Origin of the sequence: Xanthomonas sp. NCPPB 1062 (assembly GCF_041481705.2) — a bacterium.
Lineage (GTDB): Bacteria > Pseudomonadota > Gammaproteobacteria > Xanthomonadales > Xanthomonadaceae > Xanthomonas > Xanthomonas euvesicatoria.
In genome coordinates, this window is record NZ_CM192987.1 from 517681 (window position 1) to 529806 (window position 12126).

Annotated in this window: 7 protein-coding genes and 1 pseudogene; 2 read left to right on the forward strand and 6 right to left on the reverse strand. The window is 66.7% G+C overall.

All coding sequences use genetic code 11. The features are described from left to right. Nucleotides 1-98: 98 nt before the first annotated feature. Nucleotides 99-1391 (reverse strand): DEAD/DEAH box helicase, encoded by a 1293-nt coding sequence (locus ACCQ16_RS02215; RefSeq protein ID WP_372380192.1) that lies wholly within the window; start codon nucleotides 1389-1391, stop codon nucleotides 99-101. 741 nt (nucleotides 1392-2132) lie between these two features. Here ACCQ16_RS02215 and xopW point away from each other — a divergent pair. Beyond that, a pseudogene (gene xopW / locus ACCQ16_RS02220) lies at nucleotides 2133-2606 on the forward strand (type III secretion system effector XopW); the annotation flags it as partial. Nucleotides 2607-2849: 243 nt separating this feature from the next. On the opposite strand, the gene ACCQ16_RS02225 reads toward xopW, so the two are convergent. The 5 genes from ACCQ16_RS02225 to ACCQ16_RS02245 form a co-directional block, all read right to left on the reverse strand. Further along, entirely contained in the window at nucleotides 2850-4346 is a 1497-nt protein-coding gene (locus ACCQ16_RS02225; protein WP_277572994.1) for a dihydrolipoamide acetyltransferase family protein, read from the reverse strand. Continuing rightward, the gene (locus tag ACCQ16_RS02230) at nucleotides 4343-4726 is read right to left on the reverse strand and encodes an SH3 domain-containing protein (protein WP_008575527.1); all 384 of its coding nucleotides are present in this window, start codon (nucleotides 4724-4726) and stop codon (nucleotides 4343-4345) included. Before ACCQ16_RS02230 ends, ACCQ16_RS02225 begins: the two co-directional genes overlap by 4 nt. A gap of 1 nt (nucleotide 4727) precedes the next feature. Further along, nucleotides 4728-5798: an alpha-ketoacid dehydrogenase subunit beta gene (locus ACCQ16_RS02235; RefSeq protein ID WP_011346140.1), complete on the reverse strand. Its 1071-nt coding sequence runs from the start codon at nucleotides 5796-5798 to the stop codon at nucleotides 4728-4730. Further along, the gene (gene pdhA, locus ACCQ16_RS02240) at nucleotides 5791-6879 is read right to left on the reverse strand and encodes a pyruvate dehydrogenase (acetyl-transferring) E1 component subunit alpha (protein WP_008575531.1); all 1089 of its coding nucleotides are present in this window, start codon (nucleotides 6877-6879) and stop codon (nucleotides 5791-5793) included. Before pdhA ends, ACCQ16_RS02235 begins: the two co-directional genes overlap by 8 nt. 177 nt (nucleotides 6880-7056) lie before the next feature. Beyond that, nucleotides 7057-10638 (reverse strand): lamin tail domain-containing protein, encoded by a 3582-nt coding sequence (locus ACCQ16_RS02245; protein WP_277572993.1) that lies wholly within the window; start codon nucleotides 10636-10638, stop codon nucleotides 7057-7059. Between the two features lie 439 nt (nucleotides 10639-11077). On the opposite strand from ACCQ16_RS02245, the gene ACCQ16_RS02250 reads away from it, so the two are divergent. Continuing rightward, a complete protein-coding gene (locus ACCQ16_RS02250) occupies nucleotides 11078-11974 on the forward strand; it encodes a tryptophan 2,3-dioxygenase (RefSeq protein ID WP_029818459.1) in 897 nt (298 codons plus the stop codon). Nucleotides 11975-12126: the final 152 nt, after the last annotated feature.

Consider the following 12126-nt stretch of genomic DNA (forward strand, 5'->3'; position numbering starts at 1 on the left):
GGGCGGTTGCCAGGCCAGCCCGCGCTGCAGTGCGGCGGTGTGGGCGCAGTCATCACGCGCCGGTGCTACGACTGCTCGCGACGATGCGTTCGCTACTCTCAGCCCGGCTTGCCAGCCTGCGCCTGCGCCGCGGCGCGTAATTTGTCTTTCTTGCTCGGCCGCTTGCCCTTGATGCCGCCGTTGTCATCCGCTGCACGCACCGCTGCGCCGGGCGCATGGTCGGGGGCAGGCGCCTGGACCGGAGTTGGCTCGAACCCTTCGATCACGCTGGTCGGCACGCGCAGGCCCTGGCGTTTTTCGATCAGCCGCCACTGCTGGGCGCTGTCTGCCGTGACGAAGCTGATCGCCACGCCGCTGGCACCGGCGCGTGCGGTACGACCGATGCGGTGGGTGTAGTCGACAGTGGAGCGGGGCAGGTCGTAATTGAGCACGGCCGGCAAGGCGTCGATGTCGATGCCGCGCCCGGCCAGGTCGGTGGCCACCAGCACCTGCACGTCCGCCTGTTTGAAGGCGCGCAGCGTGCGTTCGCGGCGGCCCTGGCTCAATTCGCCGTGCAGCGGCAAGGCGGCGATGCCGGTCTTGCTCAGTTTCTCGGCAACCTTGTCGGCGCCGTGGCGGCTGGCGACGAAGACCAGCAGTTGCGGCCATCCGTGTTCCAGCAGCAGGTGACGCAGCAGCTGCGTAAGTTGGCCGGCATCCACTGCGATGGCGCGTTGCGCGATCGATGGTGCCTGTTCGGGCATGGCGTCGTGGGTGATACGCAACGGATCGCGCAGGCGACGCTTGGCCAGCGACGCGATGGCGGCTGGGAAGGTGGCGGAGACCAGCACGCTTTGCCGCTGCGCCGGCAGCAAGGCCAGGATGCGATCGAGCTCGGCGCCAAAGCCCAGGTCGAGCAGGCGATCGGCTTCGTCCAGCACCAGCGTGCTTACCTGCGAGAGGCCCAGCGCATTGTGCGTCACCAGGTCCAGCAGCCGCCCCGGGGTGGCGATGACGATGTCGGCGCCACCGCGCAAGGCCATCAGCTGCGGATTGATGGCTTCACCGCCGGTGGCGGCGACGATCTTCAGCCGTCGCGGCAAGGCGGCGGCCAGCGACAGCAGGGTCTGCGCAACCTGCGCGACCAGCTCACGCGTCGGTACCAGGATCAGCCCGCCCAGCACGCGCGGCGCCTGTTCCGGCGCCTGCAGGCGCTGCTGCAGCAGCGGCAAGGCATATGCCAGGGTCTTGCCCGAGCCGGTCTGCGCGGTGGCGATCAGGTCGCGTGCGGCCAGCATCGGCGGAATCATCGCGACCTGGATCGGCGTGAGCGCATGCACACCGGCCCTGGCGAGCGCGGACTCGAATACGGGCTGTAGCTGTAGCGACAGCAAATCTGCTTTCAGTGACATCGCGCGATTATCCGCGCATTGTCGACGGCGTGCATGCCGAAACGAAGTGCAGGTGCGCTGGCCGCGCATGGCGCTCCATGGCGCCGCCAAGCGGCAGTGGCAACAACCGGTGTGTCGACCCGAGGTCTGCTACGTCCAATGCGACTAATCCACGGCCGTGGCCAGTGATCGCCAGCGTTGTGGCCCTGTGCAATGTCATCTGCGATGGTCGCAGCCCTGATGGCATTGCTGGATTGGCATGCGGCTGCCGCAGGGTATTGCGCTCGGTGCTACCGAAGGTTCGCAAGGATCTACAAAGTTGCAGGCGTCGAGCGTGCCGTCAAGTGAGCGAGAGTATATTAAAAGCCGAAACATGAAGCGGTGTGCGGCTAATTAATTAAACAAATGAATGTCTCGCTAACTATCTGATGAAGTCGCCTTGCGTGTGGCAGGCCGTGTTATCTAGCTTCGATATGTGGATCAGAAGTGACCTCTGGTCCTAGCCAAGAGATTGAGTAGATACACGGCATTGGTTGACGTAGTCCTGCTGGTGTCGGCGTAACGCCCCGCTGCTTGGGGTTGCCCAATTGTAATGTGGTATTCAAACCGTTTTTCGGATCAAAGAGGTGTAATGATGAAACCGAGTCACATCGGCAACGTGCATTCTTCCTATTACGGCGGCACCGATGAAGCGGTGGGCGGCACAGCAACCGGCAGCAGCAATCGTCCGGAGCCGTTTCGCATGAGCAGGTAAACCCCGCGCTACAAGGGTTGACCAGTGCATCCCGCAGCCGACGGGTCAGCTTCGGGAGTTGGGTTGGTGTGCAAGGCGAGTCTCATCCCGTCGGTCTTGATTCAAGGGAGAAGCACGAAAAATATCCGGACGCTAAATACAAATCTTCTACTGAAAACAGGGAGATGAAGATCTCGGATAACGCGCACAAGAGTGCTGCGAACTCGTACGATATGTTTCAAGGATCTCCATTGTCCAAGAGCGATAAGAAGGGTTACGAGTCAGGAAATTACGCAAGAATTGATGGAAATAAGAAGGAAAGGAAAAAAGAGGGAAAGATGGCATTGCAACAATATGAATACTTTAGGCGTGATGCCGCCGACCCCGAAGTGAATTACGAACACAAGACGCTACGGGCGCCCAGAGGCGAAAGGGAACGTTTTCTCCGTGAGCTGAAACGTGCTGAGAAAGAACAAGGCGGTGCTTCCGGTAGTGGCAGCTGAATCGGCCAATGCGCTCGCTGCAACCAAGCGTGGCCACTGACGCTGCGAAAGACGAGAGCGTCAGTTCGTTAGCACACACAAATTTTGCGCGGCGGCCGGCACCGTGATGTCTGGAATCGGCAACTGCCTTGCGCTCGCTTAGCTGCTCCGCGCACGCATCCGTCTGCGCCAACATTGACCGGTTGCGATAGCGCGTCCTGGTCCAGCCTGCGCGGCGAGCCGGCAAGCCCGCCGCGCAAGTGCTCAGTTGGCCAACGCCAGATCGTCCAGCAAGGCGCGCAGGAAGCGCGCCGCTTCACCGCCGGTGGCGGCGCGGTGATCGAAGGTCAGCGACAGCGGCATCACCTTGTGCGTTTCCACTCCGCCCATCACCGGGGTGAGCTGGTAGCGCGCGCGGCCGGCGGCCACGATCGCCACGCAGGGCGGCACCACCACCGGCGTGGCGTAGCGGCCGGCAAACATGCCGAAGTTGGACAGCGAGATGGTGTAGCCGCTCAGCTCGGACGCGGCGATGCTGCGGCTTTCCACCTGCTGGCGCAGCCGGTTGACGCCTTCGCGAATGCCATGCGCATCCAGCATGTCGGCGTTGCGCAACGCCGGCACGAACAAGCCTTCTTCGGTATCCACGGCAATGCCGATGTCGACCTGGTGGTGCAGGGTGCGGCTGAGTGCGTCGCCGTCGAACCAGGCATTGAGTGCGGGCACCGCCTGGCAGGCGCGCACGATACCGCGCACCAGACGCACGGTGACATCGTTACCGGGCTGCCAGGCGTGCAGATCGGCATCGTCGTTGAGCGTGGTCGGCACCACCTTGGTGTGTGCATCGGCCATCACACGTGCCATGTTGCGGCGCACGCCCTTGAGTTGCTCGGGTTGGCCCTTGGCGCTGATGCCGGGCGACTGGGTGCGCATCGGCTTGCCGCTGGCCGACAGCGTGGAGCGGGCGTTGCCCTCGTCCGCCCTGCGGGCACCTTCTCCCGCAGGCGGAAGAAGGGGTGCTGTTGCGGGTCGATCCCTGCCGTCGGCAGCTCTCCCACCGTCACCGATCGGACCACCTCTCCCGCTGGCAGGAGAGGTCGGCGCGCCATGCGCGCCGGGTGAGGGCTGCGCGGTACCGGCAGCCGCTGCCTGCTTTACGTCTGCCAGCGTGACCGTGCCGTCCGGGCCGGTAGCGCGCACCTGTGCCAGGTCCACACGCAGCTTGCGCGCCAGCGCGCGCACCACCGGCATGGCGCGCACGCCGCCGACGGTAATGGCCTGCTCGCTCTGCACGGCGTTGGAGCTCTGCATCGCGCCGACCACGGTGCCGGCATCGTCGCGATCGCCGCTGCCATCGCCAGCATCGGCATCGGCAATTTCGCCGCCGTTATCGGAGGCCACCACGCGCGTGGTGTGCCCAGCCGCGCTGTCGCCGGTGCTGGGCGTGGGTGCGTGCGTCGGCGCCGGTCCATGCGAATGGCCGGTGTCCTGGCCGTCGGCGCGTTGCGGCTGCGAGGCATCCAGCGCGAACTGCGCCAGCACCGAGCCGGTCACGATCACATCGCCGGCGGCGCCGGCGAGCTTGACCACGGTCCCGGAAAACGGCGAGGGCACCTCGACCACCGCCTTGGCGGTTTCCATCGACACCAGCGGGTCGTCCAGGCGCACGGTGTCGCCCTCCTTGACGAACCATTCCACGATGGTGGCGTCGGGCAGGCCTTCGCCCAGGTCGGGCAGGTGGAAATTCTTGTTGTCGCTCATGGCAGGTTCTCTTGCGCGGCCGGCAGCTGCGGCGTGGTGTCGTCGAGGAGTTCAAGGTCGGCGGCCGGCAGCCAGCCCTGCGTGCCGTCGGCACGTTCGGACCACCACCAGCCACCGTGTTCGTGATGCAGCAACACGTCCTCGCCTGTCTGGGCATCGAGTTCGCGTGCGTCGTAATCGCGCAGGGCTTCGGCCCGGCCGTCCCCCAGCGGGCGCAACCAGGCCAGCGGCGCCCAACCGGCGCGTCCGCTATCGGTCGTGACCCAGGCAAACGCCGGCCATTCTTCGTCGCGCACGCCCACGCCAACCTGCTGGCCTGCCTGGAAGCGGACCGGGTTGGCGTAGGCGGCGCGATGGTCGCAAAGCAGACGGGCGCGCATATCAGCCGGCAGCCACCGCGCGACGTGCCGCTGCGACGATGCGCTCCACGCTCGGCAGGAACTTCATTTCCAGCCGGAACAGCGGGATATGCGTGTCGTAACCGGTGACGCGTTCCACTGGCGCCACCAGGTCGTACATCGACTGTTCGGCCAGGCGCGCGGCGATTTCCGCACCGAAACCGGCGGTGCGCGGGGCTTCCTGCACGATGACGCAGCGGCCGGTCTTGGCCACCGATTCGGCGATGGTGTCGAAGTCCAGCGGGCGCAACGTGGCCACGTCGATGACCTCGGCGCTGATGCCTTCGCCAGCGAGTTTGTCGGCCGCTTCCAGCGCCTCTTTCACCTGCGCGCCCCAGGTCACCAGGGTGACATCGGTGCCGTCGCGCAGCACGAAGCACACATCCAGCGGCAGCGCTTGCCCGTCGTTGGCCACCACTTCCTTGTACTGGCGATAGATGCGCTTGGGCTCCATGTAGATGACCGGATCCGGGTCGCGGATGGCGGCCAGCAGCAGGCCATAGGCGCGCTGCGGCGAGGACGGCAGCACCACGCGCAGGCCCGGTACGTTGGTGAAGATGGCTTCGTTGGCTTCGCTGTGATGTTCCGGCGCGCGGATGCCACCGCCCCACGGCACGCGCAGCACCATCGGGCAATGCAGGCGGCCACGGGTGCGGTTGCGCAGGCGGGCGGCGTGGCAGATCAGATGGTCGACCATCGGATACACGAAGCCGTCGAACTGCGCTTCGGCCACCGGCTTCATGCCTTGCGCGGCCAGCCCGACGCTCAGCCCGGCGATGGTGGTTTCGTCCAGCGGCGTGTCCAGCACGCGGTCGCTGCCGAAGCGTTGCTGCAGGCCGGCGGTGGCACGAAACACGCCACCGTTGACGCCGACATCCTCGCCCAGCACCAGTACCGCGGGGTCGTGTTCCAGCTCCCAGGCTAGCGCCTGGGTGATGGCTTCGATCAGGGTGATGGGCGAACTCATGGCGATCTCTCCGCGCGTTGCCGCAGCGTTGTAGGGGGCACTGGCGTGCTGCGAGGTGTCTGCGGGCACATGGGTGAGCTCATCCATGGCGCGACTCCAGCGCCATCACCTCGGCGCGCTGTGCCAGCAACTCGGCCGGCGGGTCGCCGTAGAGGTAATCGAACATCGCTTCGACCGGCTGCACCGGCGTGTTGAGATAGGCGTTGACCTCTTCGTCCACGCGCGCGCTGCATTCGGCCTTCCAGGCGTCTTCCTGGGCGGCGTCCCACAGGCCTTGCGCGGTGAGGTAGCGGCGCAGGCGCAGCAGCGGTTCGCGCGCCCAGCCCTGCTTGACCTCTTCTTCGCCGCGATAGCGCCGCGCGTCGTCGGCGGTGGTGTGGTCGGACAGGCGATAGGTCAAAAACTCGATCACCGTGCCGCCATCGCCGGCCAGTGCGCGCACGCGTGCCTGACGCATGGCTTCGAGCACGGCAACCAGATCGTTGCCGTCCACCTGCAGGCACTGCAGGCCGCCGGCCAGGCCCTTCTGCGCAAGCGTCTGCGCGCCGGTCTGCGCCGAGCGCGGCACCGAGATCGCCCAGCCGTTGTTGATCACGCACAGGATCAGCGGCAGCTTGTAGGCGCCGGCCGAATTGAGTGCGGCATAGAAGTCGGTCTTGGAGCTGCCACCGTCGCCGCAGCAGGCCACCGCAACCTGCGGTTTGCCCTGCAGCTTGAACGACAGCGCCGAGCCGGCGGCATGCAGGCACTGGGTGGAAATGGGCACGCAGATCGGGAAATCGATCGCCGCATCGGCATCGCGCGGATAGTCGCTGCCGCGCTCGTCGCCGCCCCAGTACAGCAGCACATCGCGCGGGCGCACGCCGCGTTCGAACATGGTGCCGTATTCGCGGTAGCTGGGCGCAAATACATCGCCGCTGCGCATCGAAGCGCCGATGCCCACATGCGTGGCCTCGTGGCCGATGCAGGCCGCGTAGGTGCCCAGCTTGCCGGTGCGCTGCAAGGCCACCGACTTGGTGTCGAAGGTGCGCACGAACAACATGCGCTTGAACAGGGCGAGCAGCTGTTGCGGGTTGGCGGCGTCGGCCGGAAGGTCGTCGCGGACCCATTGGCCGTCCGCGTCCATGTATTGCAGATAGTCGATCTGGAACTGCGCGGCTACGCTCATTGCGACGACACCTTCATCAAGAAGTTTCAAATGATATGAGTTGCCATGTTAAGGACGGCGAAGCAAAACGCTGTCCTGCACCGCAGCAGACAATCATGCTGGCTTGCACAAAAAAAAGGGCGCGGACCAGGCCGCGCCCTTTGTCGCAGTAGAGAACTGCGACGTGTTGCACTGCGATCAGCGGCGCCCATCACCTCCGCCGATCGGCGTGACGATCAGCGCAGTGTTGTCGGCTGGGTTGGCATCGGGCGAACGCGAGGTGGCCGTGGCCTGCACCCGCACCGCGCCGTCGGCCGGGATGGGCCTGGTAGCGACGGTCAGCTGGAAAGTTGCCTGCGCGCCGGGCAGTACCACCGCGGCGGTGCTGCAGACGAAGCGGGCCCGACGCAGCGATTGGGTCTGCTTGTCGCAACGCCAGCCTTGCGGCGGTACCAATTGCGACAACGCCGACACCGTGTTGCCTTCGATCACCAGGCCGGAGCCTTGCGCCGGTGCGGCGCCGACATTGCTCACCAGCACGCGGTAGGTGGCGCTGAAGGCGGTGGTCGGCAGGCTGCTTGGACCGTCGAAACGTACCGCCAGGTCGCTGCGGGGTTGCGCCTGTACCGTCACGCTGGCCGCATCGGTGTCGTTGCCCGACTGCGGATCGGGGGTTTGCGAAGCCGCCGATGCAGCCAGGGTCAACGTCCGTCCGGCCAACGCCGCACCCGCCTCCACCTGCACCGAGAAGTTCTGCGCGTTACCGGCTGCCAACGCTGCAATGGTGCAGGTGACCACCGTCTGGGTGCCGGTCTGCGGCGGTTGGCACACCCAGCCAGGTGCGGCGGTGACGCGTGGGCTCACTGCGGCATCGAACGCCAAGGCAACCGCAGCGAACGCCGCACTGTCGGGGCCGCGGTTTTCAACGTCCACACTGAAATCGATGCGCTCGCCTTGGGTGACCTGATCGCGCGCAGCAGTGACCGCCACGCCCAGGTCCGCATTGACCTGTTTGGTCAAGCGCAACAGCACCACGGTGGGATCGTGATCGGACAGCCGCGTCGGTGTATTGGCATCGTTACGCGCGGTACCGGGGAAGTCGGCATTGATGCGCGCGTGGCCCACCGACAGCGAGGCGATCTGCGGCGCGCGCATCAGCGCATCGTTGGCCAGGATGTGATCCAGCGACTGCACGTTGCCGTCGAAGGCGTACGAGTAGCTCTGGTCGGGCGTGTTGAACCAGGTCAGGTCGGTGTAATCCGGGTTGACCAGATCGGTGCCATCGCCGCCCACCACGGTCTGCGCATCCGGCGCCGGTTTGCCGGTGACGGTGCCCATCGCATCCACATAGCCGTCGTTGAATTCGAAGGCGTTGAAGTCGCCCATGACCAGCACTTTTTCGTCGGGATTCAGTTGCTGACGCGTTTGCAGCAGGCGCGCCAGATACTCGGCCTGCGCCTGACGTTTGGCGCGGATGCGCATGCCGGCGGCATCGTCGGTTTCGGCGCCGTTGAGCGAACGCTGATGCACCACGATGGCGGTCAGCGGCAGCACGCGGCCGTCGGCCTGGTGCACGTTGGCGGTGAGCACCAGCGGCGGGCGGTCGTTGAGCAGGCTCACGCCGCCACCCGGCTCGGTCCAGGTGGTGGTCTTGCCTTCCTGAGCGATCGAGAGAACTTCCACGCGCGCCACGCCGCCAGCGATCTGTGCGGTCTTGACCAGGAAACCGACGTCGATGCCGCCCACGTCGTTGCCTTCCTGCAGGTACGCCACGTACTTGGGATCCTGCTGGCCGGCGGCCACCGCATCGGCGTTGACGCGTGCGGCCAGCGTCTGCAGCACGCTGAGGTTTTCCACTTCCACCGTGCCCAGGATGTCGGGCGTGTGCAGGTAGTTGCGGATCGCCAGCGAGGCCTTGTTGAGGCGGGCCTGGAAGGCGGCCGGCGTGAGCACCGGTTCGCCGATCGCCGGGTCGTTCTGGTCGTCGAAGAAGCGCTCCATGTTGTAGGTCGCCACGGCCACGTCGTCGGCCTGCGGCAGCGGTGCCGGGCGTGGTTGGTCGGCACCGTTGCAGTTCACCTGCGGGGTGCGTTCCGGATACAGCGTGTAGCGGCGGAAGCTGTAATCCAGCGGGCCGACCACATCGAGCACCTGGCAGCCGGAGGCCAGATCCAGCCGCTCGGCGCCGACGCCGGCACTGCCGACCGCGATCACTTCGGGATTGGTATTCCAGCGCGGCACGCCGGCAGGCGAGCCGGCCGGCAGCGGGTCGGGCAACTGCACGCCCGGCTCGCGGTAGGCACGCGGCACGCCGGTGACCACGGCATGGAAGACGCCATTGCTGGTCGCCGTGGCGTTGGTCTCGTTGACGCTGCCGCCGGTGGGCGTATTGACGGTGAGGCTGGCGGCGGCCACGCGCATGCCTTCCAGCGCTTCGAGCTGATCGAAAGCACCGTTGGGGTTGGGGAAGTTCGCGCTCAACGCCACCGGCATCGGCAACGGGTTGCCGGTGGAATCGGCCAGCACGGTCAGGCTGCCGCCGATCTCGGTGAGCGGTGGCTGGGTGGGGTCGGCGGTGGGCACGTATTCGATCACCGTGCCCTGCACGCGCACCCGGTTGCCGATGGCGGCCGCCTCCGGCGGTGCGCTGCCGGTGTAGACGTACACGCCTTCGGAGGTGGACGGGTCGGCGTCGGCTTCGCTATCGGGCGCCTGCAGGAAGAACCCGGCGCTGCGGCGTGCCGTCACGATGCCCGAGGTGGCCACCACCTGGCCCTCCAGCGGCGAGCGCGCACCCTTGCCCTGGATGGCGTGGATCGGCAGCAGGCTGAAGTCGTCGTTGAGGATGGTGCCGGTGGCGCTCAGCGTGGCCGGCAGCGCGCCGGTGAGGCCGCTGATCTGCAGCCGGAAGCTTTCATCCGGCTCCGGCGTGGTGTCGCCCAGGACATCGACGGAAATGGTGGCGCTGCGTTCGCCAGCGGCGATGCGCAGGGTAGTGGCGGGCAGGGCGACATAGTCGCTGCCGGCAGTGGCGGTGCCATCGACGGTGGCGGCGGTGAAGCTCACCCCGCCCGCACCGGCCGGCTGGCTCAGGCTCAGGGTGAACACCAAGCTGCGGGTGCCGGCATTGCCTTCGGCCTGGCTGACATCGGCCAGCGTGGCGACCGGCTGGCTGCCGCCGCTGCACAGGCGCGCGGGGCTGGCGGCATTGCGCGGGGCAGGCGCGCCGGTGGCGAAGTCGGCGGCGTTGTTGTCGGTATCGGTGCAACCGTCGTTGCCGCGCAGCACCGCCAGCGTGTTGCTGGGGGCCGGCGTGGGCGCATTGCCTTCGGCGCAGCTGGCCGTGCTGCCATAGCCGACCAGATCGGCATTGCCGGTGGGGCAGGTGCCGCTCAACGCGGAGGCGCTATTGCTCAGCGCCACCTTGCCGGCGGTGCCGCTCATGGCCAGCGTGCCGATGGCATCGGGCGTGGGCAGCGCCACGCTGCCGCCGCTGCCGTCGGCCTGCTTGATCAGGTAATAGCCGCCGGCCGGGACAGTGCCCGCCAGCGGGGTGACCTGCCAGCTGCTGCCGGCGGCGGAGGCGTACTGCACCGACCAGCCGTCCAGGCTGACCGGGGCACTGCCGATGTTGTGCAGCTCGATGAAATCGCTGCGGAGGGTGGCGCCGCTATTGCCGCCACCGCCGTAGACCTGGCTGATGACGACCTGGGCATTGGCGTGGCCGGCCACGGCCAGCGCACACAAAAATACGGCTGCACGACGCTGCAACACATGCATGAGATGAGAGTCCCCTGATCCTTGAGACGTGAAACGCTCCCCTGGTCCGGCCACGTCCCTGGCCGGCAGCGCCGTTCGATTCTGCATGAATTTGCAGACCTAGGTTGACGATATGGTGACAGCGGCGCAGTGGCTGAGACCGCACCGGGCGCCTGCCAAGTGGTTCAAAGCTGAAGGAAGCGGGCTCGACGCTGAGGCCCGGGCGTGCCAATCGTGCATACGGATTTCTACGAGGCACCTGCGCACGTATCTCGCTGGCCCCGATCCCCTCAGGCAATCCCGCCAGGGCTGCAAGCAGCCAGCCAGGGCCGGCGATAGCCGTGGGCCAATACGCTTCGCCATCCGCCATCCGCCATCCGCCATCCGCCAATCCCGAATCCCGAATCCCGAATCCCGGCCGCTGCGTTACCCTGCGTGGCCCGATCTTCAGCGCGATGCCATGCCCGTCGACAAGAACCTGCGTGACCTGGAACCTGGCATCCACACCGACCTGGAGGGGCGGCTGACCTACGGCGGCTATCTGCGGCTTGACCAGCTGCTGTCTGCGCAGCAGCCCCTGTCCGAGCCGGCGCATCACGATGAAATGCTGTTCATCATCCAGCACCAGACCTCCGAGCTGTGGCTGAAGCTGCTGGCGCACGAGTTGCGCGCGGCCATCGTGCATCTGCAGCGCGACGAGGTCTGGCAATGCCGCAAGGTGCTGGCGCGCAGCAAGCAGGTCCTGCGGCAACTGACCGAGCAGTGGTCGGTGCTGGAAACGCTCACCCCGAGCGAGTACATGGGGTTTCGCGACGTGCTGGGGCCGTCGTCGGGCTTCCAGTCGCTGCAATACCGCTACATCGAGTTCCTGCTCGGCAACAAGAACCCGCAGATGCTGCAGGTGTTCGCCTACGACCCGCACGGCCAGGCGCGGCTGCGCGAGGCGCTGGAAGCACCCAGCCTGTACGAGGAGTTCCTGCGCTATCTGGCGCGCTTCGGTCACGCGATTCCGCAGCACTACCAGGCCCGCGACTGGACCGCCGCACACGTGGCCGACGACAGCCTGCGGCCGGTCTTCGAGCGCATCTACGAAAACACCGACCGCTACTGGCGCGAGTACGCGCTGTGCGAGGACCTGGTGGATGTGGAAACCCAGTTCCAGCTGTGGCGCTTCCGCCACATGCGCACGGTGATGCGGGTGATCGGCTTCAAGCGCGGCACCGGCGGCTCCAGCGGCGTCGGCTTCCTGCAGCAGGCGCTGGCGCTGACGTTCTTCCCGGAACTGTTCGACGTGCGCACCTCGGTGGGCGTGGACGGCCGCCCCCCGCAAGGCGCCCCGGACACCGCGCAGGGCTGAGCAAGGCCAGGCATGCGCAAGGGCAAGGCAAGCGCACGCAAGCGCTTCTCCTTTCGGAAGGAGGCCGGCGCGATCTCACGCCGGCCCCTGGTGCCCCAGCACGCGGTCAAATTCCGCCAACTTCACCCACGGTCATCAGGCAGCTGACTCCG

Excerpts from the sequence above, each read along its gene's own strand:
- ACCQ16_RS02215 (WP_372380192.1), bottom strand. The coding sequence starts at position 1,391 with ATGTCACTGAAAGCAGATTTGCTGTCGCTACAGCTACAGCCCGTATTC.
- ACCQ16_RS02225 (WP_277572994.1), bottom strand. The coding sequence starts at position 4,346 with ATGAGCGACAACAAGAATTTCCACCTGCCCGACCTGGGCGAAGGCCTG.
- ACCQ16_RS02230 (WP_008575527.1), bottom strand. The coding sequence starts at position 4,726 with ATGCGCGCCCGTCTGCTTTGCGACCATCGCGCCGCCTACGCCAACCCG.
- ACCQ16_RS02235 (WP_011346140.1), bottom strand. The coding sequence starts at position 5,798 with ATGGATGAGCTCACCCATGTGCCCGCAGACACCTCGCAGCACGCCAGT.
- pdhA (WP_008575531.1), bottom strand. The coding sequence starts at position 6,879 with ATGAGCGTAGCCGCGCAGTTCCAGATCGACTATCTGCAATACATGGAC.
- ACCQ16_RS02245 (WP_277572993.1), bottom strand. The coding sequence starts at position 10,638 with ATGCATGTGTTGCAGCGTCGTGCAGCCGTATTTTTGTGTGCGCTGGCC.
- ACCQ16_RS02250 (WP_029818459.1), top strand. The coding sequence starts at position 11,078 with ATGCCCGTCGACAAGAACCTGCGTGACCTGGAACCTGGCATCCACACC.